We start from the raw sequence: 24,731 nt of genomic DNA on the forward strand, positions 1-24,731 counted from the left end.
TAGAAAAAGGGAAGAGCACGAAATATTTTACTAAATCGTGAAATGCTTCGTGCTCTATTTAGCATTTAGCTAAATTCTTCATGAAAAAGCGAAGCTTTTTCAGTGGCCTCGTAATATGCCGGGGTGCCATTTATTATCTTTTGCTAATTTTAAGATTGTTAACTCCACAGTTCTTTTGAAGTTTTACAAGGGTATTCACAAAATTCTGAGAAAAAAACAGATAAATTTTCAAATACCACGGACCTAGCCATCTTTATGAGGTGATCATCACATGTATGATTGCCTACAAATAACTTATAGAATTTCTCTATTTAATTGCAACTGCAGCAACTGGAAAGACAATAATGGAACGTACTATTGAAGGATTACGTGCATTTTTAGATTGTTGCATTGGAGCAAGGAAAAAAGGAGTAATTTATGTGCATGGTGCATGGAATAAGGGTGATATTAAAGGCAGTAAAGCTATGAAGGAAGCATATGAAACAGGAATTAATGCTTAATTAAAGGGTAATAAGTAACATGCTACTTTTACAGATAAAGGAACATAGGAGGAATTTTTTTAGATGAATAAGAAAGGAATTTTGATTGTAACTTTAGCACTGTTATTGTCAAATGCAATGGCTGGTCTAGATGGAACAATCATAAACACTGCCCTACCGGCAATTATAAGTAATTTACATGGAATTCAATACATGGGCTGGATAGTGGCGGTTTTTTTACTAGGCATGGCAGTTGTAACTCCACTTTGGAGTAAACTTGGAGAACGCATAGGAAATAAAAAAGCATACCAATTAGCAACATTATTGTTTGCTGTGGGCTCAATGTTACAAGCATTATCAAACAATATTGTATTTTTCTTAATTGCAAGAACTATTATGGGAATAGGTGCAGGTGGAATGAACACTATGCCATTTATTATTTATGCAGATTTGTATAAGAACTTAAGAGAGAGAGGAAAAGTTATTGGATATGCTACGGCAAGCTATAGTGCAGCTTCAATAATTGGACCATTAATTGGTGGCTATATAGTGGACACTTTTAGCTGGCATTGGGTATTTTATATTAATGTTCCTATTGCATTAATTTCTATTTTAAGTGTTCAATTTTTCTTTAAAGATGTTAAAAGAACTTCTACAGAGGAGAAGATTGATTATCTAGGCGCAGTGGTAATGGTAGTTGGATTAGTAACACTTTTAACAGGAATTCAAATGATAGGCACAACATCGATTAGCTTAGTTATTATTTTAATTATTATTGGATTAATCTTTTTAATAATTCTATTTAAGGTTGAGAAAAATGCAGCTGATCCTATAATTCCTAATAGACTTTTAAAAAATAGTCAATTGGTATTTGATTTTTTATTGTTTTCTCTTTTGTGGGGAGCTTTTGTAGCTTTTAATATATATATACCAATGTGGGCACAAGGATTGCTAGGAGTAAGTGCCTTAATTGGAGGTGCTACTCAAATTCCAGGCTCAATTACAAATTTTATAGGCTCTGTAGCTGGACCTTCTATGCAGGTGCAGCATGGTAAATATAAAGTAATCGCTTTTGGAACGTTAGCTTTTTTAATTTCATTTGGAATTATGATATTATCAGGAATGTCTGCACCGTTGTGGTTTCTATTAGTAGCAGGAGCTTTCGAAGGTTTTGGAATAGGTTTGTGTTTTAATGTGTTACAAATAAGCGTACAAGATGATGCTGAAAAGAGAGATGTTCCAATTGCAACATCTTTTGCATATCTTTTACGTATTTTAAGTCAAACTTTTATGTCATCCATATATGGAGTAATTTTAAACCATGCCTTAACTAGAGGAATCGAAAATGCCAGTGGCAAAATTTCTATGGCTATGTTAAATAAATTAAATGATTCAGAAACAGCAGGCAGTCTTCCTAAAAATTTGCTGCCAGAGATGAAGCAAATTATGTATGGAGGTTTGCATGATATTATGCTGCTTGCACTAGTATTAGTAATCGTAGCGTTGATTTTAAATATTAGAGTACAGTTAAAAATGAAGAAAAATAAAAATTATTTGACAGTGGAACAAGGACAACATTTGGGATAGTGAAGCAATAAAAAATAGATTAATTGAAAAAAGTACTTGACTTAGAGTTAACTCAAATTTGGGAGGAATGCTAAATGGATAGCAGTAAATTTGGTTATGGATGTATGAGATTACCAGTATTAGATAAGGAAAATCAAGCATCCTTTGATTATGAGCTAATTGAAAATTTATTTGATACTTATATTGAAAGAGGCTTTACTTATTTTGATACAGCGTATACCTATCATGGCTATCATGGTGAAGAAGGAGTAAGAGAAGCTCTAGTTAAGCGTCATCCTAGAAAATCCTTCGAATTAACTACAAAATTACCGCTTCGTGATTTTAAAGATTCTGAAGATATGGAGAGAATTTTTAATGAACAGCTAAATAACTGTGGAGTCAACTATTTTGACTATTATATTCTTCATAATATGGGCTCTAACGTATATGAAAAATGCAAAAAATATAGTGCTTTTGATTTTGTATATAGAAAGAAGCTAGAGGGCAAAGTTAAAAATGTAGGTATGTCTTTCCATGATATGCCTGAATTACTTGATGAAATACTAGGTGAATATGGAGATAAAATCGATTTTGTTCAACTTCAAGTAAACTATGTTGATTGGGAACAACCTAATGTTCAATCTCGTAGATGTCTTGAAGTTGCAAACAAATATAACAAACCAGTTACAGTTATGGAGCCTTGCAAGGGTGGAACACTTGTAAATGTGCCTAAGGAAGCTGAGAAGCTAATGAAGGAGTATGATAATAATGCCTCAACTGCGAGCTGGGCACTTAGATTTGCAGCAAGTCAAAAAGGTGTAACTCGTGTATTAAGTGGTATGAATAGCATAGAGCAAGTGGAAGACAATACATCCTTTATGGCAGAATTTAAGCCATTAAATAAAGAAGAAAATGAGATTATTGAAAAGGTAACTGAAATCATAAATGAAAACACAGCTATTCAGTGTACTGCTTGTGAATACTGCACACACGGATGTCCAAAGAATATTGCCATTCCAAAGTACTTTGCATTATATAATAGCATTATGCGTACTACAGGTAGTTTTTCAAGCCAAATGGTATACTACAATAATATTGCAATAAATCACGGAAAAGCTAGTGACTGTATTGGTTGTAAACAATGTGAAAAAGCATGTCCACAACATTTACCAATTACAGAGTATCTAAAGGATATAGTTGAAAAGTTTGAAAAAAACAGTATCATACCTACTAGAAAATAGAGTGTGATATTGGAGGTGATTCTAACATGACTATTTCAGAAATAAGTAAAAAATTTGAAATTTCACAAGACACACTTCGTTATTATGAGAGGATCGGATTAATTCCACGTGTAAATAGAAGTAAAAGTGGTATTAGAGACTATACAGAAGAATACTGTAAATGGGTAGAGTTTATAAAGTGTATGAGAAATTCAGGACTTCCCATTGAACTACTAATAGAATATGTTACATTATTTCAACAAGGCGACGGTACGGTAGAAGCAAGAAAAGAATTATTAACAGAGCAGCGTAAAGTTATTTTAGCAAAAATAGAGGATATGAATAAGACCTTACAGAGCCTTGATAAAAAAATTGAAGGCTATGAAAAACCTTCATCATCTTGAATAAGGTCGTAAAAACTGGCTGCTGTGTAATAAGCCTGAAGGAGCTAAATTAAGTGCAACAATTTATAGTGAAATAGGAAACAGCTACAGCTAATGGTTTAGCTGTAGAAAAATACTCAACGCACTTGATGGATATGCTTTCAAATTTAGAATTTAAGATATACTAATAAAATATATGCCTTGGTTTCAGGAACTTTCGAAAGATGTTTTACTTCAAAGGAATATCCATTAATAACTGAGAAAAAGGTAATTAAATAAAAGCATAACCATAAAGTTATCTCAACATCACCATATATGTATTTGAGTTATGAAGAAAGTAAAATTATAATACAATTGAAGAAAAATATTCACGGAGGTATAAGATGAGTAACTTTAAAGAAATTGATGTAAAAGAGTTTAAATGTGATCCATTCGAGAAGATTGGAGAAGACTGGATGCTGATTACAGCCCAGAAAGATGACAAAGTAAACACAATGACAGCTTCATGGGGTGCAATGGGAATTATGTGGGGTCATAAAGTTGTAATGCTTTTTATAAAAGGAGCGAGGTATACAAAAGAATTTCTTGACCAGTCGGATACTTTTTCGGTTACATTTTATGACACTGACAAATATCGTAAGGATTTAACTTATCTTGGAACTGTTTCAGGAAGAGATGAAGATAAGATTGAAAAGGTTGGATTTACTGTAGAGCAGGAGGATGGAGTCCCTTATTTTGCAGAAGCAAAGACTGTTTTAATATGCAAGAAGTTAAGCAGACATTTCTTACAACCAGAAGGAATTTTTGATGAAAGTGTTGTTCCAACATGGTATCAAGATGGAAATGGGTTCCATGATATGTATATTGGAGAAATTGTAAAAGTAATGGAAGCAGAATAATGAAAGTTTTGTGGATGTAGCACAGGCTTTATAAGAATTGGAGACTATAGAGATTCTTTCCAGAAATATGGTATGGTTTTTAAAATGCAAGTAAGTTGGAATGAAGCATGGAGTGGAATTTCCGAAACAAGAAGCACCGATTGGTACAAATTTCATTAGATAAAGGAGGTTTTGGAATGGAAAATGAATTATTTGAATTAACAAGAAAAAGACGTTCTATCCGTAGCTATACAGGAAAAGAAGTGGATGACACTATTGTAAATGAAATTCTAAAGGTTGCGTTGACTGCACCCGCAGGATTTGGCGGGCATCCTGTAGAATTTGTGGTTATAAGAGATAAAGAAATGATTCGTAAAATAGCCAGATGTAAGCGTATGGGAGCTGGTCCACTGTCTTCTGCTAATGTAGCAATTGTTGTAATGGCCGATGCCAGAGGAGACGAATTATGGATAGAAGACAGCGCTATAGCTTCGTCTTATATTCTGCTTGCTGCGGAACAGTATGGAATTGGAGCAAGCTGGATTCATATGAGAAATCGTGCAGGACAAAGAACGACGGCAGATGAAGAGATTCGACAGTTACTTGGTATACCAGCAAACTTTTCTGTTTTAAATGCTGTAGCTCTTGGACAGAAAAATGAGAATAAACCTGCATATACAGAAAAGGATCTGTTAAAACAGAATGTTCATTATGAAAACTTTGCGAATATCTAAAGAGGATATTGTGAAGTTGATTAGAATAATAGAATCATAAAGAACTAAGTAACTAAAAGAAGCTGGCTAAACTTGTCCAGCTTCTCTTAGGTATATCTTATTTTTTGTGGGTAACATAAGCTTCAATGACTAATGCATCAAAAAATAGTAGGCAGAAAAGAAAAATTGAAAGGAAGCGTCGCAATGAAAGTTTTACCAATATAAAATACGATACTTTTACCCAATGTTAAGGCTTATATACAGGAAGATTTTTTTGAAGCTGAAGGTATTGACAAGATAGAAGTCGGTGAAAAAGTAATATTTTTAATAAAGAAAGAGAATAAAGATAGAGAGAATTTAAATTCAAGAGATATCTATAATATTGGACTATCCGGAATAGTAGATGCGGATAACGAAGAAGGATATTATAGTATTCGGATTCGAAATAGAGTGACCATAACAAGCATTGATGTGACAAAGGATGATATTCGGGTAGAAGTGGTGTCTCGTGAAGATATTCAGGATATTTCTGAACTAGAAAGAGAAGATGGATTTGAAGAAGTGCGAAATGCTAGATTGGATTTTGTAAAAGCAAATCAATGGGGAAGAGGAGTTAGGGACTATGTCCTTAGTCTACACAGTCTAGAAGAAGATGTTTGTACATTGTCTGCGTACCTGAGACTTTCCAGTGAAGAAAAATATGCGATTATTGCAACAGACTCATTAAGAGAGCGAATGAATCTAATGGAAAAAGCAATGTATGAATTTATGGAAATATCATCGATTCAGAGAAAAGTGAGTGAGGAACAGGCAGAAGAAAGCAAGCAGTTATACAGGGAACAGGCATTAAAGCGTCAGATGGACTATCTCCAGAAAGAACTGGATAAAATGCACCCTGAGAATGTTACAGATATTCAAAGATTTGAGGACAAGCTTGTAGATAATGGAATGAATGAAACAGCTAAAAAAGAAGCCGCTAAGGTTCTGAACAGGATGAAGCAGGAAGGGCAGAACAGTCATGAATATGGGACACTTTATGATTATCTTGATTTTGTGACAAGCATCTCATGGAAAAAAGAGAAAGTAATGAAACCTGATTTGAATAAAGCACAGGGGATTCTTGACGAAGATCATTATGGACTGGGAAAGGTAAAACAAGTATTGGGCAGAGCATTGCAAAAGCACTCGATAGAAAATATGTCAGAGTCAGTCTTGGTGGTGTTAGAGATGAAGCAGATATAAGAGGTCATAGAAGAACCTATATTGGAGCATTGCCTGGACGAATTATGGAAGGAATAAAACAAAGTGGTGTTAACAATCCTGTTATGGTTCTTGACGAAGTGGATAAATTATCATCTTCTTATAATGGTAATCCGGCAAGTGCATTGCTTGAAGTATTAGATCCAGAGCAGAATAATACTTTTACAGATCATTATATGAATGTTCCATACGATCTGTAAGATGTGTTTTTCATTGGAACAGCAAATACTTTGGATACAATTCCGGAACCATTGTTAAACAGAATGGAAGTCATTCGTTTTCCTGGTTACACAGAAATAGAAAAATTTCATATTGCAAGGAAGCATTTAATACCGACTGAAATGGATAAGACAGGATTAACCACAGAGGATCTTGACATTACTGACGAAGTACTAAATACTGTGATCCGTAATTATACTATGGAAGCAGGAGTTCGAGGATTGAAGCGTCAGATTGACAAGCTATGTCGTAGTGCTGCTGTAATGAAAGTTAGAGATAAAAAGAGCAACATAGTTGTGGAAGTAGAAAATGTTACGGATTTCATAACTGATAGGCCAATTCATCATGATGAAATCCTAGAAGAAAAGCGAGCGGGAATTGTTACCGGACTTGCGTGGACAGCTGCAGGTGGGGAAATATTATTCATAGAGACAATTTTAACAAAGGGCAGTGGCAAAATACAGATAACCCGACAGCTTGGTGATGTGATGAAGGAATCTGTACAGATAGCCGTAAGCTTGGCAAAAAGCATGTACCCAGATAAAGCACAACTATTTGAAAAAAACGATCTTCATATACATGTTCCAGAAGGTGCGACACCAAAGGATGGACCATCTGCCGGAATTACAATTACAACAGCAATTGTATCTCTTCTGACAGGGAAGGCAGTAAGCCCTGAGTACGGGATGACAGGTGAAGTCTCACTTCGGGGAAAGGTTATGCCGATTGGGGGTCTGCCAGAGAAACTAATGGCTGCAAAGAGAGCAGGGTTAACAAAAGTGTTGATTCCAGATGCTAATCAGGATGATTTAAAAGAAGTTACAGAAGAAGTAAAAGAATCGTTGCAGGTTATACCTGTTAAGACAGTCGATGAAGTAATTAAGCTTGTTTTAAATGAGAAGTGAAGCTGGTTCATGTTGGCTAAGAGCTATTATGCATTTATTCTTCGTTGATGGAAACGGATAAATAAGCATAGAGAAAGATGGAGTTCTTGTTCCGCTACTCGCAAGACCTAATCCGAATGGAGAAGGTCTTGATACTGCCCTTGAGCAGGTTATAGATATAACTTACACTTTGAATGCCATTTTCTTTATTGTGATTTTTGTTCGTATATGGTAAATCTCTCAAAAGATTCAAATTAGTAGGAATATTAGAAGCAAACATTTTACGGCTGACGGTGTTGGTGACGATTCGGTATATTACTTTGCAGATATTAAAATAACCATTTAGTAATCTAGATATGAATACTATAGAACTCATTGACAAATTCAAAAATGTTGGTCTGAAAATTATAAGCCTACGGTCATAGACATGCTAGTTTAAATATCACTATTTTATTTTTAATTCAGCGGAATATAAGATAAAAGTATACATTATTCAAACAACAAATAATAAAATCCAGTAGACAAGCACTTTCTACTGGATTTAGTGTATCAAAGTTTATTGGAAAGTTGTATACGGAGAATTTTTGACGGTTACACATAAATTGAGATAGTTACATTGACAAAGTTCGCCTAAAGGAATATGATTAATACATATTATGGCAAAGTTGCCATAAGAATGTGGCGAAAAGCTGCAGAGACTCTAAACTGGTAGTTGGTTTAAGATAGTAAATTTAAAAATATATGATTTTATTAGTAGTTAAATAAATTGGAGGTATATATTATGGCTCACTGTCCATTTCTTAAAGAATCAGCATGGTATGGTAATAGATGTTTAGCTATTGGAGATAAGGAGGGAGTTCCAGTAGAGGATCGATATTCAGATTATTGCGGTATCCATTTTCTGTCAAAAGAGTATAAGGATTGTCCACTATATAAGAATGCAACAATGAAAAAAGATAATAGCAGTAGTAGTGGTTGTTATTTGACATCAGCTTGTATGAGCACAAAAGGAATAGAATTTACAGATGACTGTTTAGAGCTTACAACTCTGCGAAACTTTAGGGATTCATATGTTAAAGAAAATTATCCAGAGGATATTGATACATATTACAAGATTGCACCATTAATAGTTAAAAAAATAAAAACTCTGGAGAATCAAAAGCAAATATTCAATAAAATGTATAATGATTTAGTACTATGTTGTTGCAAATTAATAGAACAGAATAAATTAAATGAAGCATATAATAAATATAAAAATTATTCACTTGATTTATATAAAGAGTATTTATAATAAATGCAAGTAATGGACAAACACCCTCACGTAAAACAGCCTCCCGTTTGATATACTTTTGGTAAAGTAAAGAAATGGGAGGCTTTATTTTTGAGATCAACAACTGAAGCTTTAATTCTCTGGGACAATAGAATTGAGGAACATTTATACTGGTTTGGGAGGTTATCTAAATGGAAATGATGGCTAAATCAAAAAAATTTGTTTACAGAAATGCAAGACCAATGGATATTGCAAGATGGAATTATTTATTTGAAGATGGGGATAAGCAGCAGGTTATAAAATATCTAAAAGCTTATCAGAATTCAGATGGTGGATTTGCAAATGCATTGGAACCTGATTGTTGGAATGAGAAATCAACGCCTATGCAAACATGGGTGGCCACAAAAATAATTAAGGAAATCCATTTGCAAGATAAAAGTAATACTTTAATAACTGGAATTTTAGAATACTTAGTTTCAAAAAATGAATTTGATGGGCATTGCTGGAATGGACTTAATACTGTTAAATCAAATAATGATTATCCTCATGCACCTTGGTGGTCCTATACAAAAACTCATGAAATAAATTATAATCCAACAGCAAGCTTGATTGGTTTTATGTTCAAATATGCTGTTGAAGAATCCAATACATATCATATGGCATGTAGTTTGGCAAAGGAAGCTTATGATTATTTTAAAAAGAATTTTCCGCTGGAATCAATGCATGAAACAGCTTGTTTTGTGGAGCTATATGAGTATATGAAAGAATGCAGCATTCATGATTTGCTGGATTTAGTAGAATTTAAAACATTGTTAAAGCGGCAAATTAAACAGGTAATAACATATGATACCAGCATATGGAGCACAGATTATGTCTGCAAACCTTCATTGTTTATCAGTAGTAAGAAAAGCGATTTTTATGCAGATAATCAGGATATTTGCAGTTTTGAGAGTGAATTTATTAAACAGACGCAAAACATTGATGGAACCTGGAATGTAACTTGGAGCTGGGATGGATATCCAGAACAATGGTCAGTTAGTAAAAATTGGTGGAAATCTGATATTATTATAAAAAATATGGTTTATATGAAGAATTTCGCATAATTATTGTTGAAGATTATGAGCAAACTTTTCATAATTTATAGCAATTAAATTTACAACAGCATTATTAGTCATCTCAAAGTTGAAACATATATTCACTAAGATAAGCTGCTCATTGTGGAATGTGGTACATTTCTGGCGGCAAGTATGCTTATGTGGAACCAGTTTTCACTTTACCAGAATATCGTAAGTTGGGATTGGGCAAAGCCGCTGTTCTTGAAGGAGTAAATAGGTGCGGCAAACTAGGGGCAAAACAAGCATATGTGCTTTCTTCACAACAATTCTATTATAATATTGTTTTTTACCCCTAAAAAGTGATAACTTGCTTCAAAGATATAAGGCAAAGCAGTTTATGAGAATTATAGAAAATGCAGAACCAATAGAAGAATTTGATATGGATTTATTTCTTAGGATTATTGAAAAGATGACTGTGTTTGAAGGGGAGAAAATCATTGTAACCTTGATTGATGTAACGGAGATAGAAGTTGTAATTGAATAGAGGATTTTAATGGAGCCAGTTGGGATGATGAAGATTCACTTTGACTGGCTATTTTTGTTTGTAAAAATAAGTAGCTAATAACATTCAAATAAGTTTTTTTGTGCTGATACTAATTATATAAAACAATCAAAGTCAAAGAAGTTTCCAGTACTTTTCAGGTGTTAATTTGTGTGTCAGTTCTGTCATCATTAATGGGGACTCTTTAGCTCCACCCTTAAGCCATTGTTTAGCAAGGTGCATGCCTCCCATACAATAAAACTCGATTGATAGTCTATCTTCATCCGATAATGATTCTTTATTTGTATTTGCCAAATACATCTTAGTACAATAATCATAATTAAAGTTGTAAAAAAAATCCTCAAAAGAATTTTGACCTTCTACTGAGAATGCCTTTATAAAATAATCTTTGTTATCATATAGAAATTGGAAGGCACAACTATTCTCCAGATTTTGATTTTTATTTACAGTAGAGTCTAAGTATGACTTAAAGTAATAGTTTATAACATCATATTTGTCTGAAAAAAAGCTGTAGAATGTTGAACGTGATACATGAGCCTCGTCGAGTATATTTTGTACCGTTAGTTTATTAGGCTTATTGGCTTTCATCAGTTTTACTGTGGCATCTAAAATTATTTGTTTAGTATCCGTATAAATCACCTCTATTAGAATACACTTTTATCATAATGTATGGAATCATACAAAAATACATATTTGTTTATTTATTTACTATTTTAACTTTTGTAAAATACAATTGCAACATGCAATTAAGTTATTTTCATGTTTCTTTATTGAGTAGGCAAAATACAAATGGAATATACTATTAAGTTGTTTTAATAATTTTTTATCGGAGGGTTAAAATGAGTAAAAATAGAGTAACAGAAATCTTAAACATTAAATATCCTGTCGTTCAGGCTTCTATGAGTTGGATTACCTCTGCTGAATTAGCAGCAGCTGTATCGAATGCAGGTGGAATGGGAGTATTGGGTCCAAATGCGGGACAAACCACACTAACAACAGATCCAGTGGAAACGGCTGAAAGAATGAGACGTGAAATAAGAAAGACGAAGGAACTTACTGATAAGCCTTTTGCAGTGCAGTATTTTATACCATTCCAAGGAGATCCACAGGGTTTTTCATCTAAAGTTCTTCAAGTTATAAGAGAAGAGGACATCAAGTATTTGTTAGTATTAGGTATGGGTTTAGGAAATGAAGTAGAAGAAGTAAAGAATTTAAAAAATGAAGGATTTACAATTATCTATAGAGATTTAAATCCAACTGTAGAGTCTGCAAAGAATATTGAAGCTGCAGGTGCAGATATTATTATTGCAACTGGTTATGATGAAGGTGGTGGTTTACCAGCACATTCAATAGGAACCATGACAATTGTTTCGTTGATTAGCGATGCAGTTAATATACCTGTACTTGCAGCTGGTGGAATTGTTGATAACAGAGGTGTAAAGGCTTCAATGATATTAGGGGCAGAGGGTGTTTATATTGGAACACGTTTTGTAGCCTCAAAAGAATGTCCAGCAAGTGATATTACTAAGCAAGATATCATAAACGCTAAAACTGTGGACCTTGTTGAATTCAAGGCAATGCCATCATGGAGATGCACACCTCATAAACTTTCTTTAGAACTGTATAGTATGGATCAAAACGGAGCTACAAGAGAAGAAATAAATGCAAAAATGGGTGATGTAGGAGGAATTAGATCCGGAATGCTGGAAGGTAATCTTGATAACGGAATAAACACTGTTTCAAATGCAATAGAACTTATAAAAGATATTAAATCTTGCAAGGAAATTGTTGAAGAATTAATAAAAGATCTTGCTTTCAGCTGTTAATGTGACATGCGAATTTATATAATGATTGAGATAAAATTAGAAAAAGGAAGGATAATGATTATGAAAATTATAGCTATTAACGGAAGCGCGAGAAAAAACTGGAACACAAGTACTCTTTTAAAAAAGGCACTTGAAGGAGCGGAAGCCGCAGGCGCAGAAACTGAACTTATCAATCTATATGACTTGGAGTACAAGGGGTGCATCAGCTGTATGGCCTGTAAGGTCAAAAACGGCAAAAGCCTAGGCCGTTGTGCAGTAAATGATGGCCTTAAGCCTGTACTGGACGCTATTGATAAATGTGATGGGCTCATATTGGGTTCGCCAATATACTTTGGTAATATAACAGGAATGATGAGGTCCTTTTGGGAACGTTTGATTTTCCAGTATCTATCCTATGATGACTATTCAAAAACATTATTTAACGGAAAAATGAAAACGGCTTTTATTTATACTATGAATGGCCCTGAAGCCATGTTTGAAACAATGGGCTATGCCAAAGTATTTGAGATGTATGAGTCCACGTTAAAGATGCATTTTAAAAATGCTGTTAGTATGATGTCAACAGAAACCCTACAGGTAGCTGACTACAGCAAATACCATATGGCGTCATTTAATGAAGCGGACAGGAAAAAAAGAAGGGAAGAAGTATTCCCTATGGACTGCAAGAAAGCTTATGAATTAGGGAAATCCATAGCTACTGCGTAATATGTCTTTGTAGTTTAGTTGTCCATTTTATATACAATAATCTTTCGGGATCTTTAAGCTTTGACTTATCTAGCTTTCAGATTCCTTCTTTGTTGAAATTTCCAACTTTTTTAGCAAAAATATTTGACAAAGCCATGGGAAAATGGGGCGCATCTGCGTCCTTATACTTGGATATGAATACAGATATTTATCACCAGTTTCGGTTTAGGTAGGCAAGGCACAAGAGAAGAGTTTTTAGGAAACAGCAAATGATCTGGATATTCATAATGATAATGAATCTTTACGAAAAATCCTTAATCATTTCCTTCGTAGATCCGCTTGTTAGCTTGGTTAAAGTGTTTTTAGCCTCATCAATTGACATATGGCTTTCCGTCAACCAGTATTCAAGAAAACCAACGATACCAGAAGCAAGAAACATATTATAACTGCAATAGGCATCTGTCACTGCCTGTTTCGAAAGTTCAACTGATGTTTTTCTAAAAGATTGATATATAGCTTCTTTAAGCATGTCAGAAAAAACACCATGACTGCTCTTTATGAGGATGTAAATGGTATTTTTGGAATTCTCCACTGCATTAATTATATGACTCATAAACAGATAATTCTGACGCTCTTGAATTTCTTTAAATTTATTGACCACAGGTTCGCAGGCTTTTTGTATAGATGCAATACAATCATTAATAATACTGTTATATAGATCTTCTTTTGTCTGATAGTGAAGATAAAATGCGTTTCGGGAGCATTTTGCCTCATGACAGATCATGGTTACAGTAATTTTGTCTATGGTATTCGTCTTCAGAAGTTCTAGCATTGTGTCGTATAGGCTTTCTTCCGTTTTGATAAATCTGAGATCTTTTTTCATAATATCCTCCAATAAAGTGACAAAATATGACCGAATGTCACTTATGTGACAATTTGCTCGATAATGATAATTGATAATTAAGTGACAGGTGTAATATAATTATATATAGAAAGACAACATTTTTCAAGATTTTATCGTAAGGAGATGTAACATGAATAATAGAGTATGTGAAGCATTAGGGATTCAATATCCCATCATTCAGGGGCCAATGTCCTGGCTGACGAATGCAGAGCTGGTAGCAGCTGTCAGTAATGCAGGAGGACTTGGTATCTTAGGACCAAATGCAGGACAAAAGGATATTACAACAGATGCCCTTGAGACTGCAGAACGCATGAGAGCAGAAATTAGAAAAGTAAAGGAACTCACGGATAAACCGTTTGCCGTGACGCTCATTGGCTCCAACGGTGAAGCAAGTTCTGAATTTACTTTGAAGATCCTTGATGTAGTGATCGAAGAAAAAGTCCCTGCCGTACTAATCAATTCTGCTGGTACAGAAGGGCACTATGGCGTTGAAAAAGGATTGCTGGAGCCCTGCAAAAAGCATGGCATAAAGATGGTTGTCAGAGCATGGCAGTCAAGCATCGCTGATGCAAAGAAATGCGAAGATCAGGGTGTAGATGTATATGTAGCTACTGGGTTTGATGAAGGCGGAACCATACCAGGAGCTTCCATCGGTACATTTTCAATCTTGCCAATGATCAGGGATGCGATTAAAATGCCATTAGCTGTTGCTGGTGGAATTACGGACATCAGAACTGTTCGAGCAGCCTTTGCCCTTGGTGCGGAAGCAGTATTTTGCGGGACACTATTTATTCCTGTAAAAGAATCTCCTGTAGCGCAGAATGTCAAAGAACTAATTGTGAATTCGAGTGCAGAGGATCTAGCATTATACAGGGCGCCAATCGCATATTATCGTTCTTTGCCTACAGCAATACTTCCTCAGCTGATTGAAAATGACCAGAAGCTGGCCGCTGCTGATGCAATCGAGGCAAACGGAAAAATCATGGGCGGTACTAGTGGCATGCGTATCGGTATGCTTGAAGGTAATCTGGAGAAGGGCTATGTTTCAGTTGGCAACGGTGTCTCCTTAATTCATAAGATCAAGGCGGTACAGGAAGTCGTTGACGATTTAATGATAGATTTTAAGTAAAAATAAACTGAAGAGATATAATAATATGAACCGAGTATGTGAAATTTTAGAAATTGAAAGAACTCGATGAATGGTTGAGGAGACTTATAAGACTCTGCTACTGGAGAATTTCCAATAGCCCAATCGTAGCAACAACTCTTACCAACAAATATCTTAGAGAACAAGGGTTTATAACATTAACTGAAAGATACATACAAGTAAGGTAATTCTATTGAACCGCCGTGTACTTAACAATAAGCACGGTAGTGTGAGAGGGAAGATAATCAATTAATGATTATCTTCCTACTCGATTAAAATAAATGTATGATATGAAGAGCTGAAAGCGGAACTACAGCAATTTTGAGTTATAAATTGCAATTTAAAAACGACACTCCTAGAATTTTAGGGGGGTACATCTTTACTCAAAATCAATATTAATGCGTATTTGTATCATCTTTCTATCAAAACACATGTGGAGACAGGAATTGCACTACATCGGAAAGATATCTAAAAATCCTTGATTTTAGGCACTTTGAGAGGCTTTTTCAATTCTCTCAAGGAGACGAAAAGAGAAGAAAAAAGCAATTTCGGATGGAGTGAACGTGTCAGTGGTACTTGATATGGTGTCTCGGAACACATGAATTTAAAGTTCACATTTTGAATTTAAAACAATATTTTTTATCATTCAACAGATGCCGAAAAAATCATTTACAACAGGAAGAAAGCAGGAATTTGAATACTGTTTATGTACTATTAGCTTCATGATATGGAAGGCAATAATGATTATTGGCAGGAGTACTTAGAGACAGTCTTGCCTACCTAAATAATGGAATAGAAGTGCTTATAACAAGAATATAGTGGTTTATTTACTAAATTATATAAAATGTATCAAGAATATTTTATTTCACTTATCATAGAGATACTTTTGTACTGTTGAAAGGATTTCTTAAAAAGACAGATAAAACGCCAAAGCTAGAACTTGAAAAAGCAAAAAGATATAGAGAAGATATTGAAAAGATGTGTGAAGACGAGTAAAGCAAGTATTGATTTTTCAGTTATTAAACAGGAGCTTATGCAAGTTAATATTAATAACTTAGTTTCTATATCAGAAGCTAATCAGAACTTTTCAAAGGTTGCTAGAATGGTGGATGAAAACGGTGCTGCTGTGATTCTTAAAAATAATACTCCAAGATATATTCTAATTGATTATAGTAAATTTCAACAAGATACTATTGCTGATAATGCTACAGTTGAAGAAGCAGCTAATAATATATTAAATAAGCATCTAAAAGCATTTGAGGAGCTAGCTAAATGATCCTTCTTAGTAGTGAGCAAATACTTCAAATGCATTCCATATTAAGAATCATCCATTCTTAGATGGCAATAAAAGAATAGGAATTTTAACAATGATGGTATTTTTAGATATAAACGGAATTGCATCAGGAAAATACGATAATGAATATATGATAAAATGGATTATTGATTATAGTAATAGATAATTAAATTGAATATAAGCTAACTAACAGGGAAGTTATCCCTGTTTTTTTGTCCCAAAATAGAATATTGAACACGCCAAGGATAGATATACTTTTTATGTCTAATTTATTTCTATAAATCCAAAATAAATTTGCAAAATTGCCCATGCATTGATTATAATGTAGAAAATTAAGTTTATGTTTTATTATTTGATTGCAGTTTTTTAAATGGCGGAGGAAAAAGGACGTACGAAAACAGAAGTCGATGAAATCATTCGGGAGTTAGAAGAGCAACTGGAAAAACAGATAGATTTTGAGACTTTCTTTGTGAAAGCTCCACAACTGAATCCTTTGAGGGGTTTGATAAAAGGTGTTATCTGCGGTGTCCGAGTGGAAGATATTGAGGAACCAATTATGCAGGAAATTCGCTATTTGGATAAGTTAATCGATGAGTTAGCAAAGGGAAGAGCGATGGATAAAATTTTGTGGAAATAATGATTAAATTGTATTATAGAATATTAATATTAAGTAAGGTGGTATTATTTTGTATAACAATAGAATAAAACATATAACAGCTTTGTAGTTAGTGAAGATTGTTATTATACATATAATTGTGATAGAATTAGGAGTAATGCTCCTAGTATGCCATATGGGTAAGATAGAATTTTGAGAATAGGTATAGATTAAAAAAGTATGGCTATAAAATTGAAGCCATTAAGGAGTTATTTACTTTTTAGCAAACATAAGAATAAAATGAAAAGGAAGCGAATACTTTTATGACTTCACGAAATCGCAACATGGATATGAGCAGTGGTCCATTGTTCAAGAAAATATTTATTTTTTCATTGCCTATCATGGCAATGAATATACTGCAGCTGATGTTCAATACAGCTGATATGGTAGTTGTAGGGCATTTTTCAGGCAGCAAGGCGCTGGCTGCGGTTGGCTCTACAGGAGCTCTTATCAATCTAATCGTCAATTTGTTTATGGGATTGTCAGTAGGAACTACCGTTATAGTGGCGCAGGAATATGGTGCTGGTAAATCCGCTGATGTGAGTAAATCTGTCCATACTTCTATTTCTATAAGCATCATTGGCGGGCTGATTGTTATGGTAGCGGGCATAGTTCTTTGTAAGCCCTTGCTTAGCATGATGGGAACTCCAGCAGATATTATCGGACTAGCGGTATTATATATGAAAATCTATTTCATAAGCACTCCTGCAACTATGGTGTATAATTTTGCGGCAGGTATATTGCGTGCTGCAGGGGACAGTAAGCGTCCTATGTATTATCTTTTGATTACAGGCACTTTGCATGTTATATTTAATCTTTTCTTTGTAATTGTGCTTCACATGAACGTTGCTGGTGTGGCATGTGCTACGGTTATTTCAGAGTATCTCTCAGTAATTCTTATTATGGTTTGTTTGTATAGGTGCGAAGGAGCTATACGGTTCGTTCCTCGGAAGCTTTGCATAGATACAAATAAACTAAAGGTTATTGTTAGAATTGGATTGCCTGCTGGAATACAAGGATTATTGTTTTCTATTTCAAATGTCTTGATCCAGTCAGCTATCAATTCCTTCGGTTCCATTATGGTTGCGGCAAGTTCTGCTGCATCCAATGTGGAAGGGTATCTGGGAAGTACAATGACTGCATATTATAACTCAGCTATCTCTTTTACTGGACAGAACATGGGGGCTAAGAAGTATGACCGAATTGATACTATTGCGAAGGTGTGCACTGTATTGATCTTTGCTACTTGGATTATCTTAGGCGGTGGGATATTGATTTTTGGAAGGCAGCTGATAAGTATATATACATCTAGTCAGCCTGTAATTGAACTGGCAAAGCTTCGCATGAATGTTATGATGATTGCATTCTTTACCTGCGGTGTCATGAATGTATATCCAGGAATTACTCGTGGAATGGGCTATTCAATAATGCCTATGATTTCGACACTGGTAGGTGCATGCATTATGAGAATAGTTTGGCTTGACACTATTTTTGCTTGGCATCCTACAGAAATTACGCTTTTTGCCTGTTATCCTGTAACTTGGGCCTTAGCGGGAATTGGGCAGGTAGGTATCTTTTTTTATGCACGGCTTAAGATTCGTAAGCATCCTGCGCTGAAGTCTAAAACAGTAGGGGTGTAGTATTTATTTTTAATTAATTTGTGTAAATGAGAAATTATGTAAATAAGCCTATATCAATTAAATAAATTGATATAGGCTTGCATTATTGTCAAATATTCTAGAAATATAACTCGTATATAAAATATAATCTAATCAAGGGGTATTTTAGTGTTTATTGTGCCGTATGTTAAGTACCAGAAGATGCGCTGTAAAGGTTAGAAGGCAGCTCATCTAGGGTCACTACATATGGACTGTTGTAGATGGTTTTTAGAAGCGTAGGATCATTATAGGTTGAACTAGTAATGAAATCACCATACCAAGGGCAGAAATATAGCCACCATGCTCCTTGATTGACAATGTTCTGAATGTCTGGAATGACATCGTTTTCTGTCATAGCCACCATCTTTGTGTCGTTTGTATCGTTTACAAGTGAGAGAAAGGCTGTTGTTGCAGCGCTTGTTTTCCAAGTGTAAGGAGATCCTTCATACTTATCATATCCAACTATGTCTACGTAGTTATCTCCTGGATACCACTGAGCTGAATTTGGATAGGTGTAGAGGTTTACTTCCCATATTATATTATGAAGACCATATTTTTGGGTCAGAGTTGTGTAAAGTAACTGCCATAGCTGCTTGTACACTTGAGCACCGGAGGAACCCCACCAGAACCATGCACCAGAACCATCTGTGTTGTTGTTACCTTCAGCTTCATGGAAAGGTCTGAAAAGTAAAGGAACATTAGCATCCTGAAGAATTTTGAGCTGCTTTGCAAGATCGTCAATTGCAAGCATAAGGTATGCGTATTCCTTTGTTGATGTATCCAGGCAGTTGCTTGCTTTAAAGCTGGAGGTTGGCTTATAGGTACAATTTTTCCAATCTACTTTATCGCCTAGTTTATAGTTTGCAAAATCAGTTGGTATATTGATATGCCAAGATGAAGTTGCAATGCCGCCACGCTGCTTTACCCATTGAATGATACGGTTTGTTGTACCGTCTTCCCATCCGTACAGAGGATTGTAGTTCATCATGTCAAAGCCTCTGATTGCAGGATATTTGCCTGTTTTATCATGAATGTAATTAAATTCAAGCTCTGTATCGCCGTTATTTCCTCCTCCATAAGTTTCTTGCTGTCCAGAAAGAACATGATTGCCGTAAACGCCTGTAAGATACTTTTTAAGGTTTTTTGTTTCGGTAGTTGCATTCACATCGCTTGGAGCAGAGTCAACCTTTAGTGCAGGCATTTTTGCATAGTCAAAGGTTACTGTGTCGTACAGTATAAAGCCCCAGCTTCCAGAAGAGCCAATCTCAATTTTTGCGGTACCGGCTTGAAGATAAAAATATCCAAAGCTGTAATCAGCCCAACCGCCTTTGTTTGGAATATAGAAATTGCCTTGAGATGTGCCGTTGATGCTAAGAACCTGAAGCCTAGTGTCCCCAGTGTTTCCTAAATACATCCAACATCTTGTTGAGACCTCATACATACCGTTTTTAGGAACTGTAACGTTCAAGGTTATTGTACCTGAGTTTGCTACCCATACAAAGCCGTCACCTGAATATCCTGGATATTTAGTTCCGTAGACATTGTTAGTGACAGTAGCACCATTGCTGAGAGTACACGCTTCAGCTTCCGCCTTTACAGGTAGAGAAGAATCAGCTTTTGCTGAAGTAGCTCTGATTGCGAGAAAAGAACCTAGCAATGCAATCGTTATCAGTAGAGACAGTGCTTTGCGTATAGTTATTTTCATAATAGATCACCCCTTAAAATAATATTTTTATTAATAAGTAAGTGGTACTGCTTACTTATTAATATCACATACTATATATAACATATTATTTATTATAATGCAATAATTGAATTTATTTACAATAAGAAATATATTGAATGTCTATATAATGCTATTTATAGTCTTAATAATTAAGGTGTTATTTGCTAATATGTTCTATAATATCATTGAAATTTTCATAAAACTGAACTTAACTGCTATAGGAATAATCATCTTTATTATTAAGCGAGACATATTTTTAAATTGGAGGTATATGAAATGAAATATAATAACCCTGTACTTAAAGGCTTTTATCCTGATCCAAGCGTCTGCAAGGTTGATGATACTTACTACCTTGTATGCAGTACTTTTCAGTATTTTCCCGGTGTCCCCATTTTTGAAAGCAAGGATTTAATTAATTGGAAACAAATCGGACATTGTCTCACAAGAGAAAGTCAAGTTGAGCTAAAAAAAATAAATAGTTCTGGCGGTGTATTTGCTCCAACAATAAGGTACAATGCTGGACGCTTCTACATGACTACTACTAACGATACAACTCATCAGAATTTTTATATCTGGACTGAGGACATTTATGGAGAATGGTCAGAGCCTATAGCTGTAGATCAAAGCGGTATCGATCCATCTCTATATTTTGAAAATGGGAAAAGCTATTTTATGAGCAACGGAGAAGACGATAATGGAGTTCCTGGTATAGTCCAATGCGAAATTGATATTGCAACAGGTAAAAAGCTTACTCCTAGTAAAACAATTTGGCAAGGTTCAGGTGGACGTTATCTTGAAAGCCCACACCTGTACAAGATAAATAATTACTACTATCTTATGGCTGCTGAGGGTGGAACTGAGTATGGACATATGGTAACCTATGCACGGGGCAATTCTCCATTTGGTCCTTTTGAAGGATATAAGAATAACCCAGTATTAACAAATCGTAATTTGGGCGGATATGAAATACAAGGTGTAGGACATGGTGATCTTGTTCAAGATAAGGATGGGAACTGGTGGATGCTACATCTTGGATTCAGACAGATAGGAAGATGGGCAACATATCATCACCTGGGCCGTGAAGTTTTCCTTACTCCTGTCAATTTTGACAAAGATGGTTGGTTTACAGCTGGAGAGAAAGGTACAACTACCAGCACTTTTCAATTAAATAATATTCAAAATAATGTTGTTCAAACTGAAAAAAAATGTGATACATTTGAGAATACTGAGTGGAATAAAGACTGGGTTTTTCTTCGAATTCCTGAGGCTAAAAATTATAGATTTGCTGAAAATAAATTAAGTATTAAAGGGACAGAAATTACTCTTGATAAGGCGGATTCTCCAACTTTTATCGGAATTCGTCAAAGAGATTTTAATGCTGTTATTTCCTGTGATATATGTGCTTCAGAGGGTGAGGCTGGAATTACTATATATATGGATGAGCATCATCATTATGATCTAGCAATACGAAAATGTGAAGATAGGTATGAAGCAATTGAGAGACTTAATATTGGAGACATAAAATCCGTGGAGAAAATCATCTCTTTGAAAAATGAAAAAGTTGCCACTCTTATCATCCGAGCAGAAAATGAAAAATATAGTTTTAATGTTATAAAGGATGGCGAAGAAATCCATCTAGGCACTGCACAGACCAGATATCTATCTTCTGAAGTTGCAGGAGGATTTACTGGTGTTGTTATTGGTTTGTACGCTTATGGAGAAAATTTCAGAGATTATGCGGAATTTACTAATTTTAGATGTGAATATATTTAAAAGCTGAACTGCTATTTTACAATAAGCTTTGTTGAGGAATAGCATTGACAATATAACATTTTTAAAGGGAGCTCATTAAAGGCTCCCTTAATTTACAGTTCAGAGATTCTATTAAGTAATATACCTATAAAATTTGTTCATAAAGCATCAATTGGCACTTGTTACTTTATTGCTTTAATTAATGCAGCCTTATTCCATCTTTTTTCAACAGAAATACTGTTAAATCCTGTATCGGTAAGTAGAGTGACTTCAGTATCTAGCGAAAGTGGAACATCAATATGAATAGTTCCAAAAGGCACTTGTTGCCTTTGATATATTTCTTCTGCATTATTCAGTAAGTTAATTTCAGTAGCCTTGTCTTTACATACAGTATCACCATTTATGAAATATGCACCTACTTTTAAAGAAGCATATATTTTTTTATAAAGTTCTGTTTTTTGCTGCATGTTAAAATGATGTAATGAATAAGTAGAAAGCACAAGGTCAAAACTATTTTCATTAAAGGGAACATCAAAATATGAGCCGCAAATTGTGTTCAATTTCACATTTGGATATAATTCCTTTTTCTTCAACCTTTCCAACATTCCAGAGGAAATGTAAATTGCTGTAACTGTAGCTGAATATTTAATTCTTTCTATTTCTAACCCTGTACCACATCCAAGAACCAAAATATTTTTAGGTTGTTCACAGGTACTAAGCTGTTTTTCTATTTCGTCATAGAACTCACACATTCCAAGATCTTCATAAAAATGTCTGTCATAATCTAAAGCACATTTATTGAAGTGTAGATTCATATTTTCAACTTCAACCCCCATTATTTACCCCCCTTAGTATATAAATAAATTTTCCGCGGAATATTCAATAAATATCCATTTAATCAAGTATACAGTATATAATTAATTAAATGCAAATGTTTTACATAATTTATACGTAAATTACTTCATTTATTTTATGGGCTTTTTCAGGGCATAGCAAAGGGTACAATTTTAAGGCTGCTGCGTAGCTAACAATTTTAGATAGTTGCGCAGCAGCCTATTATAACATCTACTTTTTTAAAAAGGGTTTACTTTTTACTTTTAACCAAATATAAACCTAATGCAATTAATGAAAGACCTGATTCTACAGGGACACTTAATGGTATTCCTCCAGTTTGGGGTAATACGCTTCCTTTAAATCCATTGTTGGTGTTGGTTGTTGGCTGTTTTACATCGGCAGCAGTTAATTTCACAGGAGAAGTTTGATCAGCTTTAATAGTAAAAGTAATAGGGGTTGAATCTAAAACATAACCATCAGGCGCCTTAGTTTCAACAAAGCTATAATCACCTAGAGCTAAGCCATACACAGAAATCTTCCCATTCTGGTCAGTAGTGTAGGTTCCGATTACTTTATTTTGACTATCTAACAAGTTAAATTCAGCACCTTTTAAGGCAGCCCCAGAATCTTTGTCTGTCTTTGTTAGCTCAACAGCGCCGGTTTGTTTTGTATTAGAAGCACTTAATGACAAAGGATAATCCTGATTAGCTTTAATAGTAAATGTAATAGGGGTTGAATCTAAAACATAACCATCAGGAGCTTTAGTTTCAACAAAGCTATAATCGCCTAGAGCTAAGCCATACACAGAAATCTTCCCATTCTGGTCAGTAGTGTAGGTTCCGATTACTTTATTTTGACTATCCAGCAGATTAAATTCAGCGCCTTTCAGTACAGCTCCAGAATCCTTGTCTGTCTTTGTTAGCTCCACGGCACCAGTTTGTTTTGCGTTAGTAGCAGTTAATGACAAAGGATAATCCTGATCAGCTTTAATAGTAAATTTAATAGGAGTAGTATCCAATACATATCCATCAGGAGCCTTAGTTTCAACAAAGCTATAATCACCTAGAGTTAAGGCAGACACAGAAATCTTACCATTCTGGTCAGTAGTGTAGGTTCCGATTACTTTATTTTGACTATCCAGCAGGTTAAATTCAGCGCCTTTTAAGACAGCCCCAGAATCTTTGTCTGTCTTTGTTAGCTCAACAGCACCGGTCTGTTTTGTGTTAGTAGCAGTTAATTTCAAAGGAGAAGTCAGCCCCGCTTTAATAGTAAATTTAATAGGAGTTGAATCTAAAACATAACCATCAGGAGCTTTAGTTTCAACAAAGCTATAATCACCTAGAGTTAAGGCAGACACAGAAATCTTACCATTCTGGTCAGTAGTGTAGGTTCCGATTACTTTATTTTGACTATCCAGCAGGTTAAATTCAGCGCCTTTTAAGACAGCCCCAGAATCCCTGTCTGTTTTTGTTAGCTCAACAGCACCGGTTTGTTTTGTATTAGAAGCACTTAATGACAAAGGATAATCCTGATTAGCTTTAATAGTAAACTTAATAGGAGTAGTATCCAATACATAACCATCAGGCGCCTTAGTTTCAACAAAGCTATAATCACCTAGAGCTAATCCAGACACAGAAATCTTACCATTATCGTCAGTAGTGTAGGTTCCGATTACTTTATTTTGACTATCCAGCAGGTTAAATTCAGCGCCTTTTAAGACAGCCCCAGAATCTTTGTCTGTCTTTGTTAGCTCAACAGCACC

General features: G+C 34.8%; 27 protein-coding genes. 22 read left to right on the forward strand and 5 right to left on the reverse strand.

Annotated elements, in window-relative coordinates; genetic code table 11:
* Positions 1 to 344: 344 nt before the first annotated feature.
* The 13 genes from IAI10_RS22695 to IAI10_RS22750 all read left to right on the forward strand — a co-directional run bounded on the left by IAI10_RS22695 (position 345) and on the right by IAI10_RS22750 (position 10,471).
* Positions 345 to 500, forward strand: coding sequence for a hypothetical protein (locus IAI10_RS22695; protein ID WP_315675603.1), 156 nt, complete (start codon positions 345 to 347; stop codon positions 498 to 500).
* Between the two features lie 63 nt (positions 501 to 563).
* Positions 564 to 2,066, forward strand: coding sequence for an MFS transporter (locus IAI10_RS22700; RefSeq protein WP_315675604.1), 1,503 nt, complete (start codon positions 564 to 566; stop codon positions 2,064 to 2,066).
* A 74-nt stretch (positions 2,067 to 2,140) separates the two neighbouring features.
* Positions 2,141 to 3,286 (forward strand): aldo/keto reductase, encoded by a 1,146-nt coding sequence (locus tag IAI10_RS22705; protein WP_315675605.1) that lies wholly within the window; start codon positions 2,141 to 2,143, stop codon positions 3,284 to 3,286.
* A gap of 26 nt (positions 3,287 to 3,312) precedes the next feature.
* Positions 3,313 to 3,669, forward strand: a complete 357-nt coding sequence (locus IAI10_RS22710) for a MerR family transcriptional regulator (RefSeq protein WP_315675606.1) — start codon at positions 3,313 to 3,315, stop codon at positions 3,667 to 3,669.
* 362 nt (positions 3,670 to 4,031) lie between these two features.
* Positions 4,032 to 4,547 carry a flavin reductase family protein gene (locus IAI10_RS22715; RefSeq protein ID WP_315675607.1) on the forward strand — a complete coding sequence of 172 codons (516 nt, stop codon included), beginning with the start codon at positions 4,032 to 4,034 and terminating at the stop codon, positions 4,545 to 4,547.
* Between the two features lie 176 nt (positions 4,548 to 4,723).
* A complete protein-coding gene (locus IAI10_RS22720; protein WP_315675608.1) occupies positions 4,724 to 5,260 on the forward strand; it encodes a nitroreductase family protein in 537 nt (178 codons plus the stop codon).
* 480 nt (positions 5,261 to 5,740) lie between these two features.
* A complete protein-coding gene (locus tag IAI10_RS22725; RefSeq protein ID WP_315675609.1) occupies positions 5,741 to 6,481 on the forward strand; it encodes a hypothetical protein in 741 nt (246 codons plus the stop codon).
* Complete coding sequence (locus IAI10_RS22730; protein WP_315675624.1) at positions 6,412 to 6,699, forward strand: AAA family ATPase; 288 nt, start codon at positions 6,412 to 6,414, stop codon at positions 6,697 to 6,699. Before IAI10_RS22725 ends, IAI10_RS22730 begins: the two co-directional genes overlap by 70 nt.
* A gap of 30 nt (positions 6,700 to 6,729) precedes the next feature.
* A complete protein-coding gene (locus IAI10_RS22735) occupies positions 6,730 to 7,623 on the forward strand; it encodes a S16 family serine protease (protein WP_315675610.1) in 894 nt (297 codons plus the stop codon).
* A gap of 760 nt (positions 7,624 to 8,383) precedes the next feature.
* Positions 8,384 to 8,893, forward strand: a complete 510-nt coding sequence (locus IAI10_RS22740; RefSeq protein ID WP_315675611.1) for a hypothetical protein — start codon at positions 8,384 to 8,386, stop codon at positions 8,891 to 8,893.
* A gap of 170 nt (positions 8,894 to 9,063) precedes the next feature.
* Positions 9,064 to 9,975, forward strand: a complete 912-nt coding sequence (locus IAI10_RS22745; protein ID WP_315675612.1) for a hypothetical protein — start codon at positions 9,064 to 9,066, stop codon at positions 9,973 to 9,975.
* 119 nt (positions 9,976 to 10,094) lie between these two features.
* Complete coding sequence (locus tag IAI10_RS24730) at positions 10,095 to 10,283, forward strand: GNAT family N-acetyltransferase (protein WP_396334419.1); 189 nt, start codon at positions 10,095 to 10,097, stop codon at positions 10,281 to 10,283.
* 11 nt (positions 10,284 to 10,294) lie between these two features.
* Positions 10,295 to 10,471 carry a hypothetical protein gene (locus IAI10_RS22750; RefSeq protein WP_315675613.1) on the forward strand — a complete coding sequence of 59 codons (177 nt, stop codon included), beginning with the start codon at positions 10,295 to 10,297 and terminating at the stop codon, positions 10,469 to 10,471.
* A gap of 132 nt (positions 10,472 to 10,603) precedes the next feature.
* On the opposite strand, the gene IAI10_RS22755 is transcribed toward IAI10_RS22750, so the two are convergent.
* Positions 10,604 to 11,128 (reverse strand): TetR/AcrR family transcriptional regulator C-terminal domain-containing protein, encoded by a 525-nt coding sequence (locus tag IAI10_RS22755; RefSeq protein ID WP_315675614.1) that lies wholly within the window; start codon positions 11,126 to 11,128, stop codon positions 10,604 to 10,606.
* Between the two features lie 200 nt (positions 11,129 to 11,328).
* Here IAI10_RS22755 and IAI10_RS22760 point away from each other — a divergent pair, with 200 nt between their 5' ends.
* Both IAI10_RS22760 and IAI10_RS22765 read left to right on the forward strand, forming a co-directional pair.
* On the forward strand, positions 11,329 to 12,315 hold the full coding sequence (locus IAI10_RS22760; protein ID WP_315675615.1) for a nitronate monooxygenase: 987 nt from the start codon (positions 11,329 to 11,331) through the stop codon (positions 12,313 to 12,315).
* 60 nt (positions 12,316 to 12,375) lie between these two features.
* Entirely contained in the window at positions 12,376 to 13,020 is a 645-nt protein-coding gene (locus IAI10_RS22765) for a flavodoxin family protein (RefSeq protein WP_315675625.1), read from the forward strand.
* A gap of 280 nt (positions 13,021 to 13,300) precedes the next feature.
* Here the strand turns inward: IAI10_RS22765 and IAI10_RS22770 are convergent, their stop codons facing one another.
* On the reverse strand, positions 13,301 to 13,882 hold the full coding sequence (locus tag IAI10_RS22770; RefSeq protein ID WP_315675616.1) for a TetR/AcrR family transcriptional regulator: 582 nt from the start codon (positions 13,880 to 13,882) through the stop codon (positions 13,301 to 13,303).
* A gap of 133 nt (positions 13,883 to 14,015) precedes the next feature.
* Between IAI10_RS22770 and IAI10_RS22775 the strand changes: the two genes are divergently transcribed.
* From IAI10_RS22775 to IAI10_RS22795, 6 genes are all read left to right on the forward strand, one after another.
* Positions 14,016 to 15,032, forward strand: coding sequence for a nitronate monooxygenase (locus tag IAI10_RS22775; RefSeq protein WP_315675626.1), 1,017 nt, complete (start codon positions 14,016 to 14,018; stop codon positions 15,030 to 15,032).
* An 873-nt stretch (positions 15,033 to 15,905) separates the two neighbouring features.
* Entirely contained in the window at positions 15,906 to 16,046 is a 141-nt protein-coding gene (locus tag IAI10_RS22780) for a type II toxin-antitoxin system RelE/ParE family toxin (protein WP_315675627.1), read from the forward strand.
* The gene (locus tag IAI10_RS22785; protein WP_315675617.1) at positions 16,021 to 16,326 is read left to right on the forward strand and encodes a type II toxin-antitoxin system Phd/YefM family antitoxin; all 306 of its coding nucleotides are present in this window, start codon (positions 16,021 to 16,023) and stop codon (positions 16,324 to 16,326) included. The genes IAI10_RS22780 and IAI10_RS22785 overlap by 26 nt, the downstream gene beginning before the upstream one ends.
* A 40-nt stretch (positions 16,327 to 16,366) precedes the next feature.
* Positions 16,367 to 16,510, forward strand: coding sequence for a Fic family protein (locus IAI10_RS24735; protein WP_396334420.1), 144 nt, complete (start codon positions 16,367 to 16,369; stop codon positions 16,508 to 16,510).
* Between the two features lie 204 nt (positions 16,511 to 16,714).
* Complete coding sequence (locus IAI10_RS22790) at positions 16,715 to 16,981, forward strand: DUF2200 family protein (protein WP_315675618.1); 267 nt, start codon at positions 16,715 to 16,717, stop codon at positions 16,979 to 16,981.
* Between the two features lie 281 nt (positions 16,982 to 17,262).
* Positions 17,263 to 18,639, forward strand: coding sequence for an MATE family efflux transporter (locus IAI10_RS22795; protein ID WP_315675619.1), 1,377 nt, complete (start codon positions 17,263 to 17,265; stop codon positions 18,637 to 18,639).
* 166 nt (positions 18,640 to 18,805) lie between these two features.
* On the opposite strand, the gene IAI10_RS22800 is transcribed toward IAI10_RS22795, so the two are convergent.
* Positions 18,806 to 20,362, reverse strand: coding sequence for a glycosyl hydrolase (locus IAI10_RS22800; protein ID WP_315675620.1), 1,557 nt, complete (start codon positions 20,360 to 20,362; stop codon positions 18,806 to 18,808).
* 297 nt (positions 20,363 to 20,659) lie between these two features.
* Between IAI10_RS22800 and IAI10_RS22805 the strand changes: the two genes are divergently transcribed.
* Positions 20,660 to 22,156: a glycoside hydrolase family 43 protein gene (locus tag IAI10_RS22805; protein ID WP_315675621.1), complete on the forward strand. Its 1,497-nt coding sequence runs from the start codon at positions 20,660 to 20,662 to the stop codon at positions 22,154 to 22,156.
* Positions 22,157 to 22,317: 161 nt separating this feature from the next.
* Here the strand turns inward: IAI10_RS22805 and IAI10_RS22810 are convergent, their stop codons facing one another.
* Positions 22,318 to 22,971 (reverse strand): class I SAM-dependent methyltransferase, encoded by a 654-nt coding sequence (locus IAI10_RS22810; protein WP_315675622.1) that lies wholly within the window; start codon positions 22,969 to 22,971, stop codon positions 22,318 to 22,320.
* 248 nt (positions 22,972 to 23,219) lie between these two features.
* A partial coding sequence (locus IAI10_RS22815) for a SpaA isopeptide-forming pilin-related protein (RefSeq protein ID WP_315675623.1) occupies positions 23,220 to 24,731 on the reverse strand: 1,512 nt, incomplete at its 5' end.

This window comes from Clostridium sp. 19966 (assembly GCF_032335695.1).
Classification (GTDB): domain Bacteria; phylum Bacillota; class Clostridia; order Clostridiales; family Clostridiaceae; genus JACTOJ01.